Raw genomic sequence first — 24,659 nt, forward strand, 5'->3', positions numbered from 1 at the left:
GTTGTTCGAGACGGGCCGGTAACGCTGTCAGGGACGAGGGGCCGATGGTTCGAACGGGCTTTGGTGACACGAGGTGTCGCAGGATGGAGAACAGCCTCCGCCTTGCGGCGCCAAGCCATGTTTTCGCCGTTTTCGAGCCCCTTGGGTAATCCCTGATTCAAGGAGAGATCATGCAGGACAATCGCATCAGTCTGGATGGGGCTTGGGAATTTTTGCATGTGGCCGACGACCGCCTGTCCGGCCCGGCGGAAATTCGCCAGATCACGGTGCCGAGTCCTTGGCAGGCCCAGTTTTCGGATCTGCGCATGCGCGCCGGCATCGGCATCTACCGCAAGACGGTGGTGATCGACGAGGCCTGGCTCCACGACAGCATCTGGATCCGCTTCGGCGCGGTCTTCCACAACACCAAGGTCTTCGTGAACGGCGAGGCCGTCGGGCACAACGAGGGCGGCTTCCTGCCCTTCTCCTTCGACGTGACCGCCTACCTGAAGCCCGGTCCGAACGAGATCAAGGTCCGCGTCGACAGCCCCACGGACAACCCGGCCGAATTCCCGGACTCGCCCTTCGCCGAGATCCCCTTCGGCAAGCAGAGCTGGTACGGCCCCCTCTCCGGCATCTGGCAGTCGGTCTACCTGGAGCGCCGCATCGCGGATCACATGACCCGGGTGCGCCTCGTGCCGAACCTGGCCACCGGCCGCGTGACCTCCGGCGTGTTCTTCGCGCGCCCGCTCACCGACGCCACGCAGATCCGCATCCAGGTGGCGGACCCGGCGGGCGAGGTCGTGCTCGAGGAGATGCACGAGACGCAGGTCGGCGTCACCTCCATGCCGTTCGAGTTCACCCTCGCCGACGTGCAGGCCTGGTCGCCCGACCGTCCCAACCTCTACCGCATCCGCCTCGCGCTCATCCGCAGCGGCGAGGTGAAGGATGAGATCGCCGACACCTTCGGCTTCCGCACCATCGAGACCCGCAACGGCAAGTTCTACCTGAACGGGGAGCCGCTCTATCTTCGCGCAGCCCTCGACCAGGACTACTACCCGGACACGATCTGCACCGTGCCGTCGGTGGAGTTCCTGGAGGATCAGTTCCGCAAGGCGAAGGAGCTCGGTCTCAACTGCCTGCGCTGCCACATCAAGGCGGCGGATCCGCGCTACTACGAGGTGGCGGACCGGATGGGCATGCTCATCTGGACGGAGCTGCCGAACGGCGGCATGGCCACCGACCGCTCGCGCGGGCGCAAGGAGAAGCTGCTGAAGGGCATCGTCGACCGCGATGCGAACCATCCCTCGATCATCATCTGGACGATCATCAACGAGAACTGGGGCGTCGACCTCGTCAACGACGCGGATCACCGCGACTGGCTCAAGCGCACCTTCGCCTGGCTCAAGGCCTACGATCCCACGCGCCTCGTGGTCGACAACTCGCCGCTGGCGCCGAGCTTCCACGTGGAATCCGACATCGCGGATTATCACTTCTACGCGGCCTATCCCGACCACCGGGATCAGTGGGACCAGTTCGTGGACGAATTGTCGAGCCGCGCCTCCTGGCTGTACTCGCCGCATGGCGATGCGGTGATCACCGGCCGCGAGCCCCTCATGTGCTCCGAGTTCGGCAACTGGGGCCTGCCCTATCCGAAGGACCTGCGCGACGAGAAGGGCGAGGAGCCCTGGTGGTTCGAGACGGGTCACGACTGGGGCGAGGGCGTGATGTACGCCCACGGGGTCGAGAACCGCTTTTCGGACTGGAGCCTGGACCGCGTGTTCGGCGACCTGCGCCGCTTCGTGATCGCGGCGCAGTGGCAGCAGTTCCGCGCCCTCAAGTACGAGATCGAGGCGATGCGGCGCAAGCCGAGCCTCGCCGGCTACGTCATCACCGAGCTGCACGACTGCCATTGGGAATCGAACGGCCTCCTCGACATGCGCCGCAACACGCGCGTGTTCCACGAGCTGTTCCACATCGTGAACTCGGACACGGTGATCGTGCCGAAATGGGAGCGCGCCTCCTACTGGTCCGGCGAGACTGTCGCTCTGGGGTTGGCGGTGGCGCATGGGGCAGGCTCTGTTCTGGAGGATTGCCGGCTGGAGGTCACCGTCGCCGGCGAGAGCCAGACCCTGACTCTCCCTCGCATCGAGGCTCCGGACGTGCTCGATCTGGGTCGCGTCGAGATCAAGCTGCCCACCATGGACGAGCCGGAACTGCGGCGGATCAACCTCGATCTGCGCGCCTCCGACGGCCGCCTGATCGCGCACAACCACCACGACATCGCGATCCATCCCAAGCGCGGCAGGCCGCTCCACGCCCGCGAGCTGGTGTGGTCGCCGGACGAGGACATCCGCGAGCGCTTCCGGGCGCTCGGCTACACCCTCGCCCGCGCCTTCGAGGAATCGACGCTCGTGGTCTCCCGCACGCACAGCAAGCCGATCGCGGACCACGTGCGCGCCGGCGCCAAGCTGCTGCTGCTGCCGGAGAGCGACATGAGTCTCTACCCGTTCTTCCCGCACTGGCAGGCGGTGAAGGTGCAGGCGCGCCACGGCACGCTCTGGTCGGGCGACTGGGCGTCCTCCTTCGGATGGCTGCGGCGCTCGGGCCATTTCGCCCGCTTCCCCTCCGGTCCGCTCCTCGACGAGACCATGGACCGGGTGCTGCCGGACTACGTGATCTCGGGCTGCAACCTGCTCGACTTCCAGGCCCGCGTCTTCGCAGGCCTCGTGGTCGGCTGGATCCACAAGCCCGTGGCGCTGGGCGTCGAACGTTCCTACGGCCGCGGCCGCCTGGTCGCCTCGACCCTGCGCCTGATGCGGGATGCGCCGCTCGCCGACCCGACGGCGACGATGCTCACCGACGCCCTGGTGGAGCTCGCGGTCGAGTCCCGGGCAGCGCGTCTCGAAGAGGCGGTCCGGGCGGCGGAAGCCGCCGCGTAGGCGAGCCTTTCCGAACCCATGCAAAAGGGCGGTGCAGAGATCATCTGCACCGCCCTTCTCTTTCGATCGAATGGAAACGATGCCTGAGGGACCGAGGCCTACTCGGCTGCGACCTTCATGGCCTCCTCGGACCAATCCACCTCGCTGTCGATGAAGAAGCGGTCGAGGGCGCTCTCGAGACGCGGCATGAGGATGCCGCGTTCCGTGGACAGGGTCGTGTCCAGCACCGGCCGGTCGCCAGCATCCGTGACGAGGCCCGGATCGAAGCCTGCACGCTCTGCCGCCATGGCGGCGAGATCGCGCCAGGAGGCCGTGCCCACATTGGCCATGTGCCAGATGCCCGTGCCGCCGTCGATCAGGAGGTCGAGGGAGGTGTTCACGAGGTCGGGCACGTAGGTCGGCGACACCACGTCGAGGCTTGCCTTCACCCCCTCTCCCCGGCTCAGGGTGTTGAGGATCGACCAGACGAAGTTGTAGCGGTCCCAGGGGCCGAAGAAGGCGCTGGTGCGCAGGATGAGCGCCTTGTCGTGCGCCTTCAGGACCCGGCGCTCGGCCTCGGCCTTGCTCTCGCCGTAGACCGTGGCGGGGCAGACCTCGTCGCTCTCCACGTAGGGGCGTCCGAGAGTGCCGTCGAACACGAGGTCGGAGGAGAAGGTGACGAGGGGAATGCCGAGATCGGCGCAGGCTTTCGCCAGCACCTCGGCTCCCGTGGCATTCTCGCGGAAGCAGGCCTGCCGATCATGCTCCGCCTCGGACACGCGCACATAGCCGGCCGTGTTGATCACCGCCCAGGGCTTGTGGCAGTCGAGCGCCCGCGCGACACTTTTGTGATCGGCGATGTCCATGTCCTGGCGCGAGAGCAGCACATGATTGAGGCCGCGGAACTCGCACAGGCGCGAGTAGGCGCGGCCCAGGGTTCCGGTGGCGCCGGTGATCAGAAGCTGGCGCGGCTCGTCGGCCAGCCAGCACGCCTTCGAGCGCCGCGCCGGCGCCTTGTAGAAGCGGATGTCGCGCCGCCACCAGCCGGCCCGGTCGAGAACCGGGTGGTCGTAGGTGCCGGTCTTGGCGAGGGACTCGGCGGCATGGGCGAGCACCGTCCTGCGGGGCTCGGGCGCGCGCACGTCGAAAGGCCCCGGCTCGTAGAAGCCGTTGCGCTGCGTGAGCAGGCTGTTCCAGTCCACGGTGCCGAACAGAGACCATACGGTGACGGCCCGGATGTCGGCACCCTCGTCGCGGAGCGCATGAACATCGTTCCATACCTGCATCAGCCAGCGCAGCTGCTCGTCGCGGGTGCTGCCGTGATGGGCTTCCGTGACGGCGATGGGCCGGCGGTAGCGCTCCCACACCTCCCGCAGCCGGGCGGCGGGGCCGAGATCGCCCACCGGCAGCGGCATGCGCACAGCCTCCGCATCGGCGTATTCGTGCCGGCCGTTGCCGCCCCAATGGTGCTCGGGATAGCGGTTCTTGCGTTCGTCGAGGTAGCGCTCGCTGGTGAGGTAATGATTGATGCCGATGATGTCGGGCGCGGCATCGGCCTCGAGCAGGAGCTCGAGATCCTCCTGAGGAACCCCGTTCTGCAGGAAGATGTCCCACCAGGGATGATTCCGGTCGACCATGCCGCACAGGAGGTCGAAGCTCAGGAAGCGGCGCTGGTTCTCGTGCTCGGCCTGATAGGCGAGGGTCGGCGTCGAGAAGGTCTTGCCCATGTCGTCCGTCTGCACGAGCTGCGCATCGGGACGAACCTTGCGGATGGCGCGCATGGCGAGCACCGTCGCCTTGCACTCGTTGACGAGGATCCTCAGGAACGCCTCGTAGCCGGTTCCATGGGGATACCAATGGCCGTAGAGGCCGGAGAAGCGGGCCGTGGTGAGCGGCTCGTTGACCGGCGTATAGAGATCCAGATGCGGATAGCGCTCGGCCACGTTCGCCGCGTGGCGCGCGAGAAGCTCGGGCCAGGCGGGATCGAGCATGTGGGTGTAGCGAGGGCCGCTGCCGTGGTGGCACAGGCCCGCGATGGCACGGATGCCGAGTTCCTGCAGGCGCTTCAGGCGCACGTCGTGCCAGGAGAAGTCCGCCTTGTCCGGGCTCTCGGGAGAGATCGTCTCCCAGAGCACCGGATGACGCAGGGTGCGGATCCCGAGCTCGGCGATGCGGTCGAGATCCTCGATACGATCCTGATGACCCGTCTCCAGGCTTTGATCGCGGTAGTCGTCACCAACTCTTGCGACAGTACATTCCAGACCGCCCCAAAGCTCCAGTGGTCGATTCATCGTACAACTCCGAGCTATTTCACTAAGCGTTCGACAACAATTCTTAGCGCGGAATGTTCGATATGATCTTTCATCAGGAAACCAGGCCAGCCGACGACATGACCTTGACCGTCGACGTGTCCGCGCCGATCGGCAGGGATTCGTTGATGCGCCGGAAGGTGGCGAGCGCCTGGCCGACGATCTGGTCCATGTTGTAGTAGCGATAGGTCGCAAGGCGGCCCACGAACCACACGTCGGGCGTCGCCAGCGCAAGGCGCTCGTATTTCTTGAAGAGCTCCTGGTTCTCCGCCTTCGGGATGGGATAGTAGGGGTCGCCTTCAGCGGAGGGGTACTCGTAGGTGAGCGCCGTCTTGGCGTGCTCCTGGCCGGTCAGGTGCTTGTACTCCGTGACGCGGGTGTAGTCGTTGGTCTGCGGGTAATTGACCACGCCCACGGGCTGGTGCCAGGCCTTGTCGAGCGTCACATGCTCGAAGCGCAGCGAGCGGTAGGGCAGCTTGCCGAACTGGAAGTTGAAGTACTCGTCGATGGGGCCGGTATAGATGACGCGGCGATGGGGGACGACGTTCTTGACGTCCTCGTAGTCGGTCTGCGTCATGACGTGGATGTTCGGATGGCTCACCATCTTCTCGAACATCCGGGTATAGCCGTGCTTCGGCATGAACTGGAACTCGTCCGTGAAGTAGCGGTCGTCCCGGTTGGTGCGGGTCGGCACGCGCGAGGTCACGGACTTGTCGAGTTCGGAGGGATCGAGCCCCCATTGCTTGCGCGTGTAGCCGCGGAAGAACTTTTCATACAGCTCCCGGCCGACCACCGAGACCACCACATCCTCCGACGTCTTGATCTCGCCGATCTTCTCGGCGCGCTCCGCGAACCAGTCCTGCAGCTGCTCGGAGGTGAGGTTGAGGCCATAAAGCTTGTTGACGGTATCGAGGTTGATCGGGATCGGCACGAGCATGCCGTCCACCTCCGCCAGCACCCGGTGCTCGTAGAAGCGCCACTCCGTGAAGCGGGAGAGATAGTCGAAGATCTGCTTCGAGTTAGTGTGGAAGATGTGAGGTCCGTACTGGTGAATGAGCAGGCCGTCCTCGTCGTAGCGGTCATAGGCGTTGCCGCCGATATGGTTGCGCCGATCGATCAGAAGGACGCGCTCGTTGCGCTCGCTCGCAAGACGCTCCGCCAGAACGCTTCCCGCGAAGCCTGCGCCGACAATCAACCAATCGTACATTCAGATCACTCCGCAGGCGTGGTGGCATAGATGGGAAGGGAGGAGGCAGGACGGTTCGCGGCGGCATCGCCGGTGACGTCCAGCATGAGCTTGTGCATGGAGGCCCAGGTCTTGTCCCAGGAACCGGCGGCGAGATGCCGGTCCACCTTGGCGAGCCAGGGCTCCTTCGGCCGGGCCAGGACGGTTTCCACCTTGGCGACCACCTCCTCCGCGGTGCGGGCGATCTCCACGAGGCCCTTCTCGCCGTAGGGGCGCACCACGTCCGTGATCGGGGTCGACACGACGGGCACGCCGGCCGCGAGGAACTCGGGCGTCTTCGTGGGGCTGATGAACTTCGTCGCCTCGTTGAGGGCGAAGTTCATGAAGCCGACGTCCCAGCCGGAGAGATAGTGCGGCAGCTCGTCATAGGACTTGCCGCCGAGCCAGTGGATGTTCGGGCGCTGCGGCAGGGTTGCCGGATCGATCTTCACCACCGGGCCGATCATGACGAAGTTCCAATCCGGGCGAAGGTCCGCGACCTGCGCCAGAAGATCGATATCCATGCGCTCGTCGACGACGCCGAAGAAGCCGAGGCGGACATGGGGAATATGCGCCTGATCCTCCGGATCCTGACGGATCGAGCGGGCCTGGGAGAAATGGTTGAAATCGATGGAGGACGGGAAGCCGTGCACGCTGCGGTGACGGCTCTTCTTGGCTTCGTACAGGCTCATACCGCCCGTGAAGACGAGATCGCAACGGGCGAAGAGCGCGCTCTCCAGATCGAGCAGCTCCTGCGAGGCGCCGCGGAAGAGCGACAGCTCATCCATGTTGTCGTAGATGCACAGGTCGCATTCGAGATCGCTGGTGAAGGCCATCGCCATCGGCGTGTAGTACCAGAACACGCGCGGACCCGAGGCCTCCCGGCCGATCAGGTCCTCGATCAGATCGTGCTGCTCGGCGATGACGTCCTCGTGCGACAGGCCTTCGGGGAGGATCGGAACGGCCACGGTGACGCCCTGCGGGCGGTCGCTCACATCCATGTGCGGCTTGGCGCCCGCCTTGAACATGGGCTCTTCGATGAACAGGACGTCGTAGTGCTTGGCGGCTCGGCTCAGAAGGTGTTGGGGGCGCTGCCAGACGAAGTTCCAGCGAAGGTGCGAGAAGCAGACGAGAAGAGGTTTCTTGGAACCGGCTTTGACAGGCGAACCAAAGGCATAGGACTGCGTCACCAAACGCTCTTGCATAGCGCCATCCCCAAATACAGATGTGTTGTCACGATCGGACAGAAGAATGCGTCCGGGGTGAATAAAGCGATGTCTTAAGTGAAGCGCACCGGCGAAGGGTCGCGGTCGCAATCGGTTATCTAACGCAGACGAAGCAGTTTGGTTCCAGCTGTGTTCATCTTTGTGAATGGCTATTCATGGGAATAGCTCACGTCACTTCTTTTCCAGCATGAGTGTTCCTTGCTTTTGGATGAAGGTCTTTGCCTTCTCTGCAACCATCGCAAGGATCCAGGGCAGCTGCACTTCCACCCGCACCTGGTCCGGCATGACCTCCAGGTGTCCCTGAACGTTCTGGCCCATGGCGCCGACGCGGAAATCCATCCGGTTCCCGGTCCAGGTCTCTTGGATGGAGGCCACCTTGTCGCCGAACTGCGACTTCACGCTCGACATGCCGCCCTGCAGCCGCCGCATGGCCTCGGCCTGACCGAGATTGTGGGGAATGGACACGATGAGGGGCTTGCTCATGACGATACTCCGCTTTGCAACGACAAGCGAAGCAGTGCCAATCGGTTCCGCGCTACAGCATTTCCACGCGAATCGCGCGCACGACGATGGTTTCCTGGTCGAAGCGGCGCTCGAGCTCCGCGCGGTAGCGCTCCCACCATCCATGGTCGATCTCGCGCGTCATGACCTCGAACACGACGATATCGTCATGGGCGGTATGGCCGCCCTCCTTCCAGACGCCTTCCGCCGGCGCGCGGGTGAAGCTCGTGATGCCGCCGAACCGCTCGGCAAGCTCGCCGCGCACGCGCCCGTAGACTGCCTTGTCGAAGCGGCGGCCCGCATTGTCGGCCACCGGCAGGAGGATTTGAACCAGATGCATCGCCATCCCCTTTGAGCGCTACGGAGAAGGCGCAGGAAAATAGTTCAGGCGGCCGAAAAGGCGAGGCCTCAGGCCTGCAGGGCGGCAAACAGCTCCCGATCCGTCTCGGGAGCATCGACCAGGCTGTAGCGGCCGGAGGGCTTCGACACATGCCACGGACGGGCTGTCGAGGCGTGGATGGCCTCGGAGGGGCGCAGCCGGCGCAACGTCCCGTCGGCCCGCAGTTCGTCGATCACCACGAAGCCGGAGATGGTGAGCCGGGCGGCCATGGCCTTGGTGGCGCGATCGCCCGCGTCGATGGGCAGGGAGCCTGCCGCGTAGACGGCATCCATGAGGCTCTTCTGGTCGCGGCGGGGATTGGCCGCCATGCGCGCGCCCGGAAAGCGGATGACGTTCGTCGGCTGAGGCGATCTCGATTCCATGTAAGCAACCCTTGGTCCCGAATCGGGGCCAGAATCGCCGCAAGGAATTAAGAAGCGCCTAATTGAGCCGGTGCAGGGACACGTAGCCGGTGCCGGAGGACGTGAGCCCGAGGGCCTGGGCCGGCCCCTTGGCGAGGTCGATGATCCGGCGGTGGGTGAAGGGACCGCGATCGTTCACCCGCACGATGACGGAGCGGCCGTTGGATTCGTTCACCACCCTGAGCCGCGTGCCGAAGGGCAGGTAACGGTGGGCTGCCGTCATGTCGTAGGAGTTGAACCGTTCGCCGCTGGCGGTCTTGCGGCCATGAAAGCCGGGCCCGTACCAGGAGGCGGTGCCCCGCTGAAGGAGCCGGCCGGATTCGATGCTGGCCTGCGAGATGGATCCTGTGGTATCGGGATCGTTGGATGCCGTTGTATTGCAGGCGGCGGCGAAAAGAAGTGGCACCAGTGCAGATGCGCGGGCGAGGATATTCTTCAAGGACAGTCTCCCCTTCCGTTTTGTTGGGAAGTGAAGCTCAACTTTAAAAAGGCAAGAATAAGGCGACTATTTTTTTTGAAGACCCAATCATACTTCAGAGGGATGCTGTGGTAGCCGAAATCTAGCCTGATCCTGGTTTTCGAAGGTATTTTATAGCCTGAATAACGTTGCCAATAAGCGCGCGGGATTTTTCACCTTTGCGTGATCTCTGGATCGCGGCTCTACCCTCATTGCCCCGTTGTTCTAGCTTAGGCTTTCTGCCGCTCCATGCTGTCGAGGGTCCCTCGCCCGATGCCGAACCCTGCCCCATCGCCGCAAGTCGCCATTGTCGGCGCAGGTCCGGGAGGACTGGCATCCGCCATGCTGCTGGCCCGGGAGGGGATTCCGGTCACGATCTTCGAGCGGGAGCCGGCGGTCGGCGGGCGAACCCGCACGATCCACGCCCCTGGGGGCTACAAGTTCGACATCGGCCCCACCTTCTTCCTGTACCCGCGGGTGCTGAAGGATATCTTCGAGGCCTGCGGCGAGCGGCTGGAAGACCATGTCGAGCTGAGGCGCCTCGATCCGCAATACCACCTCGTCTTCGAAGGCGGCGGCTCCATCCGCGCCACTTACGACTTGGATCGCCTCGAACGAGAGATCGCCCGGCTCGCTCCGGCCGATGCCCGCAACGTGCGGCGATTCCTCGACGACAACCGGGATAAGCTCGAAGCCTTCAGGCCCGTGCTCGAACAGGCTTTCTCGAGCCCGGCGGATCTGTTCTCGCCGGCGATGCTCGCGGCGCTGCCGAAGCTCAGGCCGTTCTCGAGCGTCGACGGCGACCTCAAGCGCTATTTCGCCGACCCGCGCGTGCGCCTCGCCTTCTCGTTCCAGACGAAGTATCTCGGCATGTCGCCGTTCCAGTGCCCGAGCCTGTTCACGATCCTCTCGTTCCTCGAATACGAGCACGGCGTGTTCCATCCCATGGGCGGCTGCGGCGCGGTGTCCGAGGCCATGGCGAACGTGGCGCGCAGGATGGGCGTCGACATCCGCCTGAACACGCCGGTGGACCGCATTCTCTACGAAAACGGCGAAGCGGTCGGCGTCGAGGCCGGCGGCGAGCGCTTTGCGGCGGGCTCGGTGGTGGTGAACGGCGATTTCGGACATGCCATGCGGCGCTTGGTGCCGGAGGCGATGCGTCCGCGCTGGAAAGACAAGAAGCTCGATCGCGCCAAGATCTCCTGCTCCACCTTCATGCTCTATCTCGGCATCGAAGGCGATCTCGGCGACCTTGCCCATCACACGATCCTTCTGTCGAAGGAATACGAGCGCAACATTCACGAGATCACGAACGGCATTCTCCCCGAGGAGCCGTCGATCTACGTGCACCATGCCGGCGTCACCGATCCGTCGCTGGCGCCGAAAGGACATGCGAGCCTCTATGTGCTGGTGCCGGTGCCGAATCTGCGCTGCGGCATCGACTGGGCGCGCGAGGCGCCGCGCTACCGCGCCGTCGCGCTGGAGCGCCTCAAGCTCCTCGGCCTTCGCGACATCGAAAGCCGCATCCGCTTCGAGCGCGTGGTGACGCCGCGAGGCTGGCAGGACGAGTTCGCCGTGTTCGAGGGCGCCACCTTCAACCTCGCGCACAACCTCACGCAGATGCTCTACTTCCGGCCGCACAACCGCTTCGGCCGCAACGTGTATCTCGTGGGCGGCGGCACCCATCCCGGCAGCGGCCTGCCGGTGATCTACGAGGGCGCCCGCATCACGACGCGCCTGCTGCTCGAAGACCGGGAGAGGCGCCGCGCGGGTCAGGACCGGGCGAAGCCCGCAGCCGCGCCCGTGGGCGAGGCCGCCGTATAAGGGAGCATGACATGAGCCGCATCGGATTGCTTGCCATCCTCTTCCTCGCTCCGGCGCCCAAGCCGCCGGCCCCATGGCCGAGGAAGGCCCGGTGACGGTCGCAGATCAGGCCCGGTAGAACCGCCATGCTGTGGCGCGCCTATGCCCTTCTGTCCCACGGAGGAGACCGGATCGGTCTCGGCTCCTTCGGCCTCGGCGGATGGCGCCTTCCCGCCGGCATCCCCTCCTTCCGCAGGCCCGATGACGCCTTCAGGGCGCTCGAGGAGATCGACACCGCGATCTGGTCGGCCAGCGCCCTGTCCGCCTGCGCCGAGAGCGGCCTGCTCACGCGCCTCGGGCAGCCCCGGACTCCCGCCGAACTCGGCGCGGCCCTGACCCTACCGCCGACGATCGTGAGAAGCCTTCTCGACGTGCTCGCGGGCTTCGGTTTCGTCACCTGGAGCGATGGGAGGGCGCAGGCCACCCCGGCTCTGATGCCCTTCACCTCGCCCGACGGCGCCGAGACCTTCAAGGCCGCCCTGCGCGCCCCGCTGCTGCAGGCGGAGGACTTCCGCCGCAGGCTCGAAGCGCGCACGCTCACCCTCGAGGGCTGGTCGCACACGGATGCGGCCATCATCGAAGCCCAGGGCGCCCTAACCCGCCACTGGACGACCCAGGCCGTGCCGAAGCTGAAATTCCTTCCCGGCCTCGTGCCTCGGCTCGAGCGGCCCGGGGCGGCGCTTCTCGACGTGGGGGCGGGCGCCGCCGGCCTGTCGATCGCCCTCTGCCGCCACTTCCCGCGGCTGTGCGCCGTTGCGCTCGAGCCCGCCTCTCATCCGGCCGCGCTCGGAGAGCGGCATGTGCAGGAGGAAGGTCTTGCCGATCGCATTGCGATCCGCAGGCAGCGCGTGGAGCACCTGGACGACGAGGGGGCTTTCGACCTGGCCTTCCTGCCCCAGATGTTCCTGCCGGACGAGATCGTGGAGGAAGCCGTCAGGCGCGTGTTCCGCGCCCTGCGGCCGGGCGGCTGGCTCCTGGTCGCGGCCCTCTCCCAGGAGGGCGGGAGCACCGCATCCGCCGTCAACCGGCTCAAGAACCTGCTCTGGGGCGGCAACACGCGGGGCGTGGCCCAGATCAAGCCGCTCCTGGAATCCGCCGGTTTCGATCCGGTGATCCGATCCCCCGGCCGGCAGGCGCTGCGCATGGTCTGCGCCCGCCGCCCAAACCTTCGTGATTTGCCTTGAACTGGATTATCGCATTCCTAGAACCAACACATCTGGACACGTGCCTCGGCGAGACCGGGCGCGTGCTCCGCGGGAGGACATCGTGAGCGCTCGAGGAACTTCGGTTGCAGTGATCGGCGGAGGACTGGGCGGCTTGGCGGCGGCCTGCGTCGCGGCCGCTCGGGGCCATAAGGTTACGCTCTACGACAAGAATCCCTGGATCGGCGGCAAGGCTGCCGTGCTGCACGAGGCCAGCTTCCGGTTCGACATGGGGCCGACCATCCTCACCGTGCCGCGGGTGCTGGAGCGCATCTTCGCGGAGGCCGGGCGCAACCTCTCCGACTATCTCGACCTCGTGCGGCTCGATCCGCAATGGCGCTGCTTCTTCGACGACGGCACGCGGATCGACCTGCAGGAGAACATCGATTCCATGGCGCAGGCCATGGACCGCTTTGCTCCGGGCAAGGGCGCGGGCGACGGATACAAGCGCTTTCAGGAGATCTCGGCCCATCTCCACGACATCTCCAACCGCTTCTTCTTCTGGAAGCCGGTGGAGGATCTCTTCGACACCATCAACATCCGCGCCAACATGAACCCTTCCACCCTGCGCGATGTGCTGTCGCTGCGCATGGGCTCGTCGGTGGCCGGCACGATCCGCTCCAAGGTGAAGGACGAACGCCTGGCGCAGATGCTCGACCATTTCACGCAATACGTGGGCTCCTCGCCCTATGGCTCGCCCGCCGTGCTCTGCGCCATCGCGCATATGCAGGCGGCGGACGGCGTCTGGTATCCCATGGGCGGCACCCGCGCGGTCGCGGAGGCGCTGGCGAAGCTCGCAACCGAGCTCGGCGCCGTCATCAGAACCGACAGCGACGTGGCCTCGCTCAAGATCGAGAACGGCACGGTCACGGGCCTCGTGCTCGCAGGCGGCGAGGTGGCGCATTACGACAACGTCATCTCCAACATGGATTCGATCCGCACGTACCGAGAACTCGTCGGCGGCGAGGTGGGCGAGCACTACGCGCGCAAGGATTTCGAGCCGGCCTGCTCCGGCGTGGTGCTCTATCTCGGGCTCAACAGGCGCTACGATCACATCCTCCACCACGATTTCGTGTTCTCGCGCGATCCGGAGGAGGAGTTCGACTCCATCTACCGCAAGGGCGAACCCGCGCCCGATCCCACCTGCTATCTCGCGGCTCCCGCCGCGACGGATCCGACGGTAGCGCCGGAAGGCGGCGAGGCGCTCTACGTGCTCGTCCACACGCCCTACCTTCGCCCGCACCATGACTGGTCGCAGATGTTCCCAGCCTATCGCCAGGTGATCCTCGACAAGCTCAAGCGGACGGCCGGCATGGAAGACATCGAGGAGCGCATCGTCGTCGAGCGCCACCTCACGCCGCAGGACATCCACGACCGCTACAAGGTGCTCAACGGCGCCATCTACGGATTGGCGAGCCACGGCAAGTTCATGGGCGCGTTCAAGCCGGGCAACCGCAGCCGGCAGGTGCGCGGACTCTACCTCGCCGGCGGCGCGGCCCATCCGGGACCGGGCATGCCGATGGTGATGATGTCGGGCTGGATCGCCGCCGATGCGCTCGACACGGATTGCAAGGCGGCGAATCTACGGAACGTGTCTTGAGGCAGGATGCGAGCAGCGCCGCGAGGAACGATGCACCGCGTCACGGCGCGGACCGGTCCCCCGTGGCGCTGCGCTCGCCCCTGCTCCACCGCTTCATGGTCTCCACCTTCCGCCGCTACTTCACGCGGCACATGAACGCGCTGCGGATCGCGGCATGGAGCAGTCCCGCCGGTCTGCAGCCGGGCCCGGTGATCGTCTATTCCAACCATCCGGCCTGGTGGGACGCGGCGGTCTACATCCTCGCCGCCGACCGTTTCTTCCCCTCCTTCGAGAGCTATGCTCCCATCGATGCCGCGATGCTCAAGCAATACGGCGTCTTCGGCCGCATCGGCGCCTTCGGCGTGGATCTCGACAGCCCGCGCGGCGCCGCGCATTTCCTGAAGACGAGCGCCGAGATTCTCTCGTCGCCGAACCGTGCGCTCTGGATCACCGCGCAGGGGCGATTCGGCGACGCGCGCGAACGCCCGCTCGCTCTCAAGCCCGGCGTGGCGCGCCTCGTGGAGCTTGCTCCCGGCTGCACGGTGCTGCCGCTCGCCATCGAATACGGCTTCTGGCTTGAGCGCGGAGCGGAGGCGTTCATGGCCTTCGGCCAGCCGATGCGCGGGGCCGATCTCCTCGCGCTGTCGCGCACCGAGCGCCTGCAGCATCTCGAATCAGCCCTCACGGCCACCCTCGACCGCCTGAGCGCCGACGTGCAGAGCCGCGATCCGGCGCGCTTTCGCGCCGTGCTCGAAGGGCGTGCCGGCGTGGGCGGCGTCTATGACGGCTGGCGGCGGCTGACGGCAATCCTCCGCGGGCGCCGCTTCGACCCCTCGCACCAGGGGCGCGCGCCATGACGGTGCTCGGCCTGATCCTTCTCGCGCTCGCCGCCCTGCCCTTCGCGCTCGTGCTCATGAATCTCGCGACCTTGCGCGCCACGCCCCGCCGCGCCCCGCAGGGCGACGTGCTGGTCTCGATCCTCATTCCCGCCCGCAACGAGGCGACGAACATCGGCGCCGCCCTCGCTGCGGCGCAGGGGAGCGTCGGCGTGCCTGTGGAGATCCTTGTCATGGACGACGGCTCGACCGACGGCACGGCCGAGATCGTGCGCGCCCATGCCGCCCGCGATGCGCGGGTGCGCCTGCTCACCGCCCCGCCCCTGGAGGAGGGATGGACCGGCAAGGTCCATGCCTGCCACCACCTCGCCAAGGCGGCGAAGGGCACGCATCTTCTGTTCGTCGACGCCGACGTGCGCCTGAGCCCGCACGCCGCGGCGCAGCTCGCAGGCCACGCGCAGGACGCGCAGGCGGGCCTCGTGAGCGCCGTGCCGCGCCAGGTGACGCGATCCGTCGGGGAGCTGCTCACCGTGCCGACGATCAACCTGCTGCTGCTCGGCTACCTGCCCATGGGCTTCATGCGCCTCTCGCGCGACCCGGGCCTCGGCGCGGCCTGCGGCCAGCTCATGCTCGCGGAGCGCGAGGCCTATCGCCTGAGCGGCGGCCACGCGGCGATCCGCTCGCGCATCCATGACGGCATCCAGCTCGCGCGGCTCTTCCGGCGCAGGGGCTTCATGACCGATCTCGTGCCGGGCGAGGATCTCGCCTCCTGCCGCATGTACACGCGGTTCGGCGAGGCCTGGAACGGCTTTGCCAAGAATGCGCACGAAGGCATGGCCACGCCCGTCGCGCTGCCGGTCTGGACGGTGCTGCTGCTTGGCGGTCATGTGCTGCCCTTCGTCCTTCTTCCCTTCGTGCCGACGCTGCCGGTTCTCGCCGCGGCGCTCCTGTCGCTGGCCGCCCGCACGGCGGTGACGGTGGCCACGCGGGAGAACCCCTGGTCCATCCCGCTGCATCCCTTCACCATCCTGGTGGGTCTCGCCATCCAATGGAGCGTGCTGCTGCGGATCGGCACCGCGCGCCGGGCCGGCTGGAAGGGGCGGCTCTATCCCGTGGAGGCGAAACCATGAGCGCCGCCGCAGCTCGGAACCCCAAGCGCCCCCGCGACGAGAACTTTCCCGTCGCCTCCCGCGTGCTCTCGCCCGAGCACCGGGACGCGGTGCTCGCCTTCTACGCCTTCGCGCGCATGGCCGACGACATCGCGGATGCGCCCGATCTCGGAGCGGCGGAAAAGCTCGCGCGGCTCGATGCGCTGGAGCAGGCGCTTGTGGCAGGCGATCCCGCCGTGCCGCAGGCCGCGCGGCTCCACGCGGCGGACAGGCGGCACGGGGCCGGCCTCGTGCAGGCGCGCGACCTGCTTCGCGCCTTCAGGCAGGACGCGGTCAAGGCGCGCTACAACGACTGGGCGGAGCTCATCGCCTATTGCCGCGTCTCGGCGAACCCCGTCGGGCGCTTCCTGCTGGCGCTGCACCGGGAGCCTGCCTCCGCGAAGGCGCCGGCGGATGCCTTGTGCACGGCGCTCCAGATCCTCAACCACCTCCAGGATTGCGGCGACGATCACGAGCGCCTCGGGCGCATCTACATCCCCCTGCGGTGGATGATGGGAGCAGGGTCGGAGCATGCCTTCTTCGAGCCGGGCCGCACGGCCCTGCGCCGCAGCGTGCTCGATGCCATGCTCGACCGCACCGACATGCTGATCGATCAGGCGTGCTGCCTGCCCGAACACCTGCAGAACCGGCGCCTGCGCGCCCAGAGCATCGCCACCCTCGCGCTCGCCCGCGCCCTGAGCCGGCGCCTGCGCCGGGGCGATCCGGTTCTGGAGCGCGTGCAGGTGAGCCGCACCGATATGGGCCTTGCATTCCTGCGGGGGCTTGGCGGCACCCTGCGCCCGCCGGCCGGCAGCGATGCCGCCGTGACGGCCGCAATGGTGCGCCGCTCGGGCTCCTCCTTCCGGCTCGGCATGCAGAGCCTCACCCATGAGCGCCGCCGGGCCATGCACGCGGTGTATGCCTTCTGCCGCGCTGCGGACGACATCGCCGACGGCGGCGCGCCGGCTTCCGAGAAGCGCGCCTTCCTGCAGGAATGGCGGCGCGAGCTCGACCGGCTGCACCGCGCGCCCGAGACGCCCATCGGCCGGGAGCTCGCCCGCGCCTCGATCCTGTTCAAGCTGCCGGTGGAGGAGTGCCATGCGCTTCTCGACGGCATGGAGATGGACTGCGCCGACCGGGTGCGGATTGCGAGCGACCATGAGCTCAGCCTCTACGGGCGCCGCGTGGCGGGCTCGGTCGGAGCCCTGTCGATCCGCATCTTCGGCGCGCCGGCGGCGCACGACTTCGCCCTCGGCCTCGGGCGCACCCTGCAGCTCGTGAACATCCTGCGCGACGTGGACGAGGATGCGGCCTGCGAGCGCGTCTACGTGCCTCTTGCGCGCCTCGCCCAGCTCGGCCTCCAGGACGCGCCGGCCGCAACCCTCGTGGCCGATCCCCGCTTCGCGCGCGTCTGCGAAGCCCTTGCCGAGGAGGCGCGTGCGGGCTTTAACGCGGCGGATGCCGCCCTGGCGCGGCTCGACCGCGCCGCGTTGAAGCCCGCGATCCTGATGATGGAGAACTACCGCCGCGTGCTCGACCGGCTGCAGGCGCGCGGCTGGGGCATGCGCCAGGGCCGCTTGCGCCTGAGCGCCGCCGACCGCCTCCACCTCCTCACCCGCGCCATGAGGCCTGCATGACGAGCCGGCGCACCCATATCGTCGGAGCGGGAATCGCGGGCCTGAGCGCGGCCCTTGCGGTGACGGAGGACGGCGGCGAGGCCGTTCTCTACGAGGCCGCTCCGCACGCGGGCGGGCGCTGCCGCACGCTCCAGCCCGCCGGAGGCTTCGCCCACGACAACGGCACCCATGTGCTGTTCACGGCCAACGGGCGCGCCCTCAGCCTGCTGAAGACGGTCGGCGCACGCGAGCGCTGGTTCGAGCCCGAGCCCCAGGGCCTTCCCCTCTACGATGCGCGCGCCGGACAGATGCGCCGGGTCGGCCTGTCGCCCTGGTCCTGGCTTCTGCCGTCGCGCCGGCCGCAGGGCCTCGCCCTCGCCGATCTCGCGCGCATCCTGCGCCTCGTCTTCGCGTCGAAGGAATGTCCCGTCGCCTCCATCATCGGCAAGCGCCCGATCATGGACAGCCTGATCGAGCCGCTGACGGTGGCGGTGCTCAACACGCCGCCCTCGCAGGCTTCCGCGCAGCGGCTCGCCTGCGCCCTGCGGCAGCTCATCCGTCCGGGCGCCGGGCACCTGCTGGTGGCGCGCAACGGCCTGAGCGAGGACCTGATCGAGCCGGCCGTGGCCACCCTCCGGGCCAGGGGAGCCGCCGTTCTCACCGGCCAGCGCCTGCGCATGCTCCTGGTCGCCAACGGGCGCGTCATCGGGCTCGCGCTCTCCGACCGCACCGTGATGCTGGGCCCCGACGACCGGGTGATCCTGGCGCTGCCGCCCTACGAGGTGGAGCGGCTCCTGCCGGACCTTTCCGTGCCGACGCGGTTCGAGCCCATCGTCAACGTGCATTACCGCATGCGGGGCCTGGAGCGTCCGCGCTTCGTCGGCTTCACCGGAGCGCTGGCCCAATGGGCGCTGATCAGGCGGGACCACGTGAGCGTGACCGTCTCCGCCGCGGATGCGGTGGTCGATCAGGACAGTGCCGCCGTGGCTGCCCGGATCTGGCGCGAGATCGCGCCCGCCCTGCGCGCGGTCGGGCTCGAGGCCTCCCCCGACCGGCAGCCCGAAACGCGCGTGGTGAAGGAAAAGCGCGCCACCATCCGGCAGGCCGCCGAGGCCCTGCCCCAGCCGCCCGTGCGGCCGCTCGCGAACCTGGCTCTGGCGGGCGACTGGATCGGCTCCCTTCCCGCGACCATCGAAAGCGCCGTGATGGCCGGCGAGCACGCCGCCTCTGTCCTGCACCATGCCCGGGGCACAAGGGCCACCCTCTCGAAAGACCGAGCCTTGAAGACGGAGGATGCAGCATGATCGACGAGCATCCGCCGCTGACCGTGCTCCTTGCAGCCCCGCGCGGCTTCTGCGCCGGCGTCGAGCGCGCGATCCGCGCCGTCGAGGACGCGCTCGCCCGGACGGGCAGGCCCGTCTACGTGCGCCATGAGATCGTGCACAACAACCGCGTGGTGGACAATCTCAGGCGCAAGGGCGCGGTCTTCGTCGACGACATCGCGCAGATCCCGGACGGAGCGGTGGCGATCTTCAGCGCCCACGGGGTGTCTCGGGCGGTCGAGAACGAGGCGGCAAGCCGCGGGCTCTCCGTGCTGGACGCCACCTGCCCGCTCGTGCGCCGCGTTCATCTCGAAGGGCAGCGCCATGCACGGGCCGGCCGCGAAGTGATCGTCATCGGCCATCGCGGCCATGTGGAGATCGAGGGCACGACGGGCCAGATCGACGGCACGGTGCACGTGATCGAAAGCGTCGCGGAGGCGCTCGCCCTGCCGGTCTCGAACCCGGAGCGCATCGCCTACATCACCCAGACCACGCTCTCGGTCGACGACACGCGCGAGATCATCGCGGCGCTGAAGAGCCGCTTTCCTTCAATCCAGGGGCCCGACGTCAAGACGATCTGCTATGCCACGCAGAACCGGCAGATGGCCGTGCGCGTCATCGCCCGGCGCGCGGAGCGGATCATCGTGTGCGGGGCGCGCAACTCCTCCAACACCAACCGCCTGTGCGAGGTCGCGGCGAACGAGGGGCGTCCGTCCCTGCTGATGCAGGACCTGAAGGACCTGACGCTCTCCTTCATCGACGGCGCCGCCGTGATCGGCCTCACCGCCGGAGCTTCCGCTCCGGAGGATCTGGTGCAGGAAGCCCTGGCACAGCTGGCGCGCTGGCGCCGGCTCACGGTCGAGGAGGTGCGCGTAACCCATGAGGATGCGCAGTTCGCTCCCGTGGACCTCTCGCGCCTCGTCGATCAGCTGGCGAACGCCTCCTGAACGTCCTGCGGGGTGGCCGTGACCAGCCCCAGCCGGTCGCGGCGCAGCCAGCGCCACAGCATCAGCGAGGCCACGACGGCCAGGCCGCTGGCAAGCCCGATCCAGATGCCGATGCCCCGGAGCGGCGTCCCGAAGGCGAGGACGATGCCGAGCGGCAGGCCGACGCCCCAGTAGCCCAGCGCCGCATAGATCATGGGGATGCGGGTGTCCTGCAGCCCGCGCAGCATGCCGGCGCCCACGGCCTGCGCGCCGTCCACGAGCTGGAAGATGGCGGCCACCACCAGAAACGAGCGCGCCAGGCCGATCACGAGCGCATTCTTGGGATCGCTCATGTCGAGGAAGGCGCCGAGGAGCAGATGGGGGGCGAACATCATGAGCGAGGCTGTGATCACCATGAACCCCGTGCCAAGGGCGAACGAGGTCCAGCCGGCGCGGGTGACGCCGTCCGCGTCCTGCGCGCCATAGGCGCGGCCCACGCGCACCGTCACGGCCTGCCCGATGCCGAGGGGAACGGAGAAGCAGAAGGAGGCGATCTGCAGCGCCACCGCATGGGCGGCGAGCTCGTTCTCGCCGATCCGGCCCATGAGCATCGCCGCCGCATTGAAGATCGTGACCTCGAACATCAGCGTCAGGCCGATGGGAACACCGATTCGCCATAAGGTGCGGTAGCGCGGCCAGTCGGCGCGCCAGAAGCGGCCGAAGACGTGATAGCGCCGGAGCTTCGGATCGAGGACGATCACGAGGGCGAGCCCGAGGAACATGAAGGTGCTCGAGATCACCGTGCCGAGACCCACCCCGATCAGCCCGAGGGCGGGCAGGCCGAGGGAGCCCACCATCAGCGCATAGGCCGCGCCGAAATTCACCGGAATGGCCAGCAGCCCGATGAAGAGAGCCCAGCCGGGCCGCTCCAGCGCCGACAGGAACGAGCGCAGCACCAGGAAGAACAGGAACGGCAGCAGGCTCCACTGGAGCGCGCGGATGTACTGGCCCGCATTGTGGGCGAGGCGGGGCTCCTGTCCGATGGCGAGGAGGATCGCCTCTCCGTTCCAGGCCACGATCCAGATCGGGACCGCGACCGTCACGCAGGCCCACAGGCCCTGGCGCACGGTGCGCCGCACCTCGCGCACGGAATGGCGCTTGCGGCCCAGCTCCTCGGCGATGATCGGCGAAGTGGCGTTGACGAGGCCGATGCCGAAGATGAGGAAGGCGAAATAGAGGTTCGTGCCCAGGGCCCCCGCCGCCAGAGCCTCGGACCCCATCCAGCCCATCAGGATGACGTCGGAGGTCATGAGGGCGTTCTGCGCCAGGGTCGCGAGGACAAGGGGCCAGCCGAGGGCCAGGGTCGCGCGCAGTTCCGCCAGCCAGGCGGCGCGCTCCGTCGGAAAGGGGCGATGGGTCATGATGGCGGGCTTGTACCCAAACCCCTGCCGGAAAGCCACACCGGAAGTCGATGCGGCCTTCCGGGCGGGAAGGAACCTGGGCTCAAGCGTTCCCGTTCCCCCCATCGCTCACGTTTTCGTGTTGAATCCCCGGAGTTCCCGATGGCGCAGCCGGCGCTCTCCACCACCATCGATTTCGCCTTGCCGCCGATCCTGCACAACGCGCAGGGCCAGGTCCGCACGGTCGGCGTGGAGATCGAGTTCGTGGGCCCCTCCGCCGAGAAGACCGTGCAGGCGTTGCAGGAGGCGCTCGGCGGGCGCCTGGTCGAGGAGGACCCCCACGCCTTCGCGCTGAAGGAATCGGCCATCGGCGACCTGACGGTGGAGCTCGACAGCCGCATCCTGCATCCCGGCAAGCAGGCCGGAACGCAGCGCGGGGTCCTGCCCAAGATCGCGGCCCTCTTCGGCTTTGCCGCGAGCTACCTCGTGCCCTGCGAGCTCGTGACCGCGCCCACGCCCATCGACCGGCTCCAGGATCTCGGCCGGATCCTCACCATCCTGCGGAACCTGGGCGCCAGAGGCACGCAGGACGCGCCCTTCTATGCGTTCGGCCTGCACTTCAACCCGGAGATCCCGCGCCAGGATGCGGCCACCGTCGCAGCCTTCATGAAGAGCTTTGCGCTCCTCAACCCCTGGCTCCGGCGCGAGGCCTCGCCGGATGCGACCCGCAGCTTTCTCGGCTTCGCCGACCCCTTTCCGGTCAAGTACGTCCGCAGGATCGCCGCGCCGGATTACTGGCCCGAGATCCCCGCCTTCATCGACGACTATCTCGCCTTCAACCCGACGCGAAACCGCGACCTCGACCTTCTGCCGCTCCTGCATCACTTCGATGCGGAGCGCGTGCGCGCCGTGCTGCCGAACGAGAAGATCAACGGCCGCCCGACCTTCCACTATCGGCTGCCGGACGCGCGGGTGAGCGATCCCGGCTGGAGCATCGCGCCGGACTGGAACCGCTGGGTCTGCGTGGAGCGGCTCGCCGCCGACAGGGAGAGGCTCGATGCGGTCGGCGCAGCCTTCCTGTCCTTCGAGGGCGAGGACAAGAGCTGGGCCGACGTGATGGAGCAGATCGTACGCTCATGACGAGACCCCTGATCGGCGTCACCACGTCACGACACGGCGGATGGCGCAGCTACCTCATGCATCGCCTGGCGCTGCAGCGCGCAGGCGCGCGCTCCGTCCGGCTCGTGTCGGGCGACCCGATGCCGCGGGAGCCGCTGCAGGGTCTCGTCATCGGCGGCGGCGACGACATCGGCGCGGAGATCTACGGCGGCAGGGTTCTGCCCGACGTGCGCATCGATCCCGAACGCGACGCGATGGAGCTCTCCCTCCTGAAGGCGGCGATTCCGGCGGGCCTGCCCGTGCTCGGCATCTGCCGCGGCTCGCAGATGATCAACGTGGCTCTCGGGGGCACGCTGCACACGGACATCTACGAGGTCTATGTGCAGGCGCCGAAGATGCGCACCGTGCTTCCCCGCAAGACCGTGTCCATCGAGCCCGGATCGCGGCTCGACCGGATCCTGCGCTGCAATCCCTGCCAGGTGAACGCCCTGCATCATCAGTCCGTGGACCGGCTCGGGCAGGGGCTCACCATCGCCGCCCGCGACGAGAGCGGCATCGTGCAGGCCGTCGAGAGCGTGAACGCTCCGTTCCTGCTCGGCGTGCAATGGCACCCGGAGCTGCTGGTCTGGAAGAAGCCGCATCAGCGCCTGTTCGCGGCGCTGGCCGAAGCGGCCCAGGACGCGACGGTTCCTCTCTCCGCCGCGGCCGCGCTCGCCGGCTGAGCGTCAGCGGGCGCGCCTGGAGGTGCGCGGGAAGAGCGGGATGATGTTGTCGCCCTCCGGCGGCGCGAGGTGCCGCTGGATCGCCGCATGCAGGTCGCGGCTGACGATGGGCTTCTGGAGCAGAGGGAACTCGCTGTGCTCGCCGGCCATGAGGGGGCTGCCGGTGATCAGCACCACCGGCAGGTTCGGGAAGACCTGCCGCACCTCCCGCGCCAGCATCACGCCGTTCATCGTGCCGGGCATGGTCACGTCGGCAAGAACCAGGGCAGGCCGGCGCGCGCTCAGGGACCTCACGGCCTGCGCGGCATCGGTGGCGATGCTGGTCACGTAGCCGAACTCCTCCAGGGTGGCCTGCAGGGCGAGCGCCACCTCGAGCTCGTCGTCCACCACCAGGATCTCCGTGTGGTTCGACACGCTCTCCTCGGGCGTCTCCTCGTCCGCCGCGGTGCCGGCCGGCAGCAGGGTGGCCGCATCCGCCCGGGGCAGGTAGAGGCTGATGGAGGTTCCCAGCGCGTCGGAGCGCACCTCAGAGGCGCCGCCGATTTCCTGCAGGAAGTGCAGGCTCTGGCGCAGGGAGAGCCATGAGGAGAGATCAAGGTCGCGCAGGACGAGCGTGTGCTCCAGATCGGCTTCCGGAGCCTGGCGCCCCTCCTCCGGTCCTGTGCTGCGGATGACGAGCTGCACGAAGTCGCCCTCGCGGGTCAGGTCCGGGAGCGATCCCTTCTCCACATGGACGTTCCTGGCCTCGAGCGTGATGGTGCCGCCCTGCGGCAGGGCCTCCCGCACATGGGCGCTCAGCGTCACGATCGCGGTCTGGATGTCTTCGGGATTGGCCTCGATGGACCACAGGTCCTCCGCAAGCGACAGGCGCAGCTCCACCGCGTCGCGCAGGAGAGAGCGGCTCAGCAGGTCCGCGACCGAGCCCACCTGCTCCGCAAGGTTCAGGTACTGAACCGTCGATTCCCCCTGCCGGGCGAAGGCGCTCGACTGCGCGATGAGCTTGGCGGCCTGATCGGCGGCCACGAGAGCCGAGAGAAGCTTGCGCTGCAGGATCGGCTGATCCTTCAGATGGCGGGCCGCCGAGTCGATATTGGCGCTGATCACCATCAACCGGTTGTTGAGGTCGTGGGTGATCCCGTCGCGCAGGCGCTCGACGGCCTCCGCCTTCTGCAGGCGGCGCAGGGACTCGTCCGTTTCGGGTGCTTGGGGTTCCTCGAATAGGTCGACGACGGCCGGCAAGGCTTCCACCCGCTCGGGCGTGACCTGCTCGAACACCAGAGCGTCCTCGGGCGATTCCTCCTCCTGCTCCGCAAGGGCACGCCGGATCTCGCGCCCGATCAGCAGGGGCGCTCCGGCAGCCAGGAGCAGGAAGAACCCCGCAGCGGCGGCGATCAGGGCGTGGTCCCTCGTGAAGGCGGCGCCGGCCAGCGCGGAACCCGACATGATCAGGGCGCAGGACAGAAGCAGGAGGGACAGCTTCAACGAGACAGGCAGCAAAGGCACTCCG

The 24,659-nt window shown here is 67.7% G+C and carries 20 protein-coding genes; 11 read left to right on the forward strand and 9 right to left on the reverse strand.

Features of this window, described 5'->3' with window-relative positions; translation table 11 throughout:
- The first annotated feature begins 170 nt into the window (after positions 1-170).
- Positions 171-2,921 carry a glycoside hydrolase family 2 protein gene (locus tag GR303_RS09845; protein ID WP_161722108.1) on the forward strand — a complete coding sequence of 917 codons (2,751 nt, stop codon included), beginning with the start codon at positions 171-173 and terminating at the stop codon, positions 2,919-2,921.
- 98 nt (positions 2,922-3,019) lie between these two features.
- On the opposite strand, the gene GR303_RS09850 is transcribed toward GR303_RS09845, so the two are convergent.
- The 7 genes from GR303_RS09850 to GR303_RS09880 all read right to left on the reverse strand — a co-directional run bounded on the left by GR303_RS09850 (position 3,020) and on the right by GR303_RS09880 (position 9,401).
- On the reverse strand, positions 3,020-5,191 hold the full coding sequence (locus GR303_RS09850) for a family 1 glycosylhydrolase (protein WP_161722107.1): 2,172 nt from the start codon (positions 5,189-5,191) through the stop codon (positions 3,020-3,022).
- Positions 5,192-5,264: 73 nt separating this feature from the next.
- Positions 5,265-6,416 (reverse strand): UDP-galactopyranose mutase, encoded by a 1,152-nt coding sequence (glf, locus tag GR303_RS09855; RefSeq protein WP_161722106.1) that lies wholly within the window; start codon positions 6,414-6,416, stop codon positions 5,265-5,267.
- Between the two features lie 5 nt (positions 6,417-6,421).
- Entirely contained in the window at positions 6,422-7,639 is a 1,218-nt protein-coding gene (locus GR303_RS09860; protein WP_161722105.1) for a glycosyltransferase family protein, read from the reverse strand.
- Positions 7,640-7,831: 192 nt separating this feature from the next.
- A complete protein-coding gene (locus tag GR303_RS09865) occupies positions 7,832-8,143 on the reverse strand; it encodes a polyhydroxyalkanoic acid system family protein (protein ID WP_161722104.1) in 312 nt (103 codons plus the stop codon).
- Between the two features lie 52 nt (positions 8,144-8,195).
- Positions 8,196-8,501 carry a hypothetical protein gene (locus GR303_RS09870; protein ID WP_161722103.1) on the reverse strand — a complete coding sequence of 102 codons (306 nt, stop codon included), beginning with the start codon at positions 8,499-8,501 and terminating at the stop codon, positions 8,196-8,198.
- 68 nt (positions 8,502-8,569) lie between these two features.
- Complete coding sequence (locus GR303_RS09875; protein ID WP_161722102.1) at positions 8,570-8,923, reverse strand: hypothetical protein; 354 nt, start codon at positions 8,921-8,923, stop codon at positions 8,570-8,572.
- Positions 8,924-8,981: 58 nt separating this feature from the next.
- Positions 8,982-9,401 carry a septal ring lytic transglycosylase RlpA family protein gene (locus tag GR303_RS09880; protein WP_161722101.1) on the reverse strand — a complete coding sequence of 140 codons (420 nt, stop codon included), beginning with the start codon at positions 9,399-9,401 and terminating at the stop codon, positions 8,982-8,984.
- 291 nt (positions 9,402-9,692) lie between these two features.
- On the opposite strand from GR303_RS09880, the gene crtI reads away from it, so the two are divergent.
- The 8 genes from crtI to ispH all read left to right on the forward strand — a co-directional run bounded on the left by crtI (position 9,693) and on the right by ispH (position 19,932).
- Positions 9,693-11,243 (forward strand): phytoene desaturase family protein, encoded by a 1,551-nt coding sequence (gene crtI, locus GR303_RS09885; RefSeq protein WP_161722100.1) that lies wholly within the window; start codon positions 9,693-9,695, stop codon positions 11,241-11,243.
- Positions 11,244-11,368: 125 nt separating this feature from the next.
- Complete coding sequence (locus GR303_RS09890) at positions 11,369-12,466, forward strand: class I SAM-dependent methyltransferase (RefSeq protein ID WP_161722099.1); 1,098 nt, start codon at positions 11,369-11,371, stop codon at positions 12,464-12,466.
- 82 nt (positions 12,467-12,548) lie between these two features.
- Entirely contained in the window at positions 12,549-14,084 is a 1,536-nt protein-coding gene (locus GR303_RS09895; RefSeq protein ID WP_161722098.1) for a phytoene desaturase family protein, read from the forward strand.
- 95 nt (positions 14,085-14,179) lie between these two features.
- On the forward strand, positions 14,180-14,920 hold the full coding sequence (locus tag GR303_RS09900) for a lysophospholipid acyltransferase family protein (protein ID WP_161722297.1): 741 nt from the start codon (positions 14,180-14,182) through the stop codon (positions 14,918-14,920).
- Entirely contained in the window at positions 14,917-16,029 is a 1,113-nt protein-coding gene (locus GR303_RS09905) for a glycosyltransferase family 2 protein (protein ID WP_161722097.1), read from the forward strand. The genes GR303_RS09900 and GR303_RS09905 overlap by 4 nt, the downstream gene beginning before the upstream one ends.
- Positions 16,026-17,684, forward strand: a complete 1,659-nt coding sequence (locus tag GR303_RS09910; RefSeq protein ID WP_161722096.1) for a squalene/phytoene synthase family protein — start codon at positions 16,026-16,028, stop codon at positions 17,682-17,684. Before GR303_RS09905 ends, GR303_RS09910 begins: the two co-directional genes overlap by 4 nt.
- Complete coding sequence (locus tag GR303_RS09915) at positions 17,681-18,967, forward strand: hydroxysqualene dehydroxylase (protein WP_161722095.1); 1,287 nt, start codon at positions 17,681-17,683, stop codon at positions 18,965-18,967. Before GR303_RS09910 ends, GR303_RS09915 begins: the two co-directional genes overlap by 4 nt.
- Positions 18,964-19,932, forward strand: a complete 969-nt coding sequence (ispH, locus tag GR303_RS09920) for a 4-hydroxy-3-methylbut-2-enyl diphosphate reductase (protein WP_161722094.1) — start codon at positions 18,964-18,966, stop codon at positions 19,930-19,932. Before GR303_RS09915 ends, ispH begins: the two co-directional genes overlap by 4 nt.
- Here the strand turns inward: ispH and GR303_RS09925 are convergent.
- A complete protein-coding gene (locus tag GR303_RS09925; RefSeq protein ID WP_161722093.1) occupies positions 19,911-21,332 on the reverse strand; it encodes an MATE family efflux transporter in 1,422 nt (473 codons plus the stop codon). The two genes, ispH and GR303_RS09925, sit on opposite strands and share 22 nt — an antisense overlap.
- 141 nt (positions 21,333-21,473) lie before the next feature.
- Between GR303_RS09925 and GR303_RS09930 the strand changes: the two genes are divergently transcribed.
- Both GR303_RS09930 and GR303_RS09935 read left to right on the forward strand, forming a co-directional pair.
- The gene (locus tag GR303_RS09930) at positions 21,474-22,451 is read left to right on the forward strand and encodes an amidoligase family protein (RefSeq protein ID WP_161722092.1); all 978 of its coding nucleotides are present in this window, start codon (positions 21,474-21,476) and stop codon (positions 22,449-22,451) included.
- Positions 22,448-23,152 (forward strand): gamma-glutamyl-gamma-aminobutyrate hydrolase family protein, encoded by a 705-nt coding sequence (locus tag GR303_RS09935; RefSeq protein WP_161722091.1) that lies wholly within the window; start codon positions 22,448-22,450, stop codon positions 23,150-23,152. The genes GR303_RS09930 and GR303_RS09935 overlap by 4 nt, the downstream gene beginning before the upstream one ends.
- A gap of 3 nt (positions 23,153-23,155) precedes the next feature.
- Here the strand turns inward: GR303_RS09935 and GR303_RS09940 are convergent, their stop codons facing one another.
- A complete protein-coding gene (locus GR303_RS09940; RefSeq protein ID WP_161722090.1) occupies positions 23,156-24,655 on the reverse strand; it encodes a response regulator in 1,500 nt (499 codons plus the stop codon).
- Between the last annotated feature and the right edge of the window lie 4 nt (positions 24,656-24,659).

Origin of the sequence: Microvirga arsenatis, assembly GCF_009910705.1 — a bacterium.
Taxonomy (GTDB): domain Bacteria; phylum Pseudomonadota; class Alphaproteobacteria; order Rhizobiales; family Beijerinckiaceae; genus Microvirga; species Microvirga arsenatis.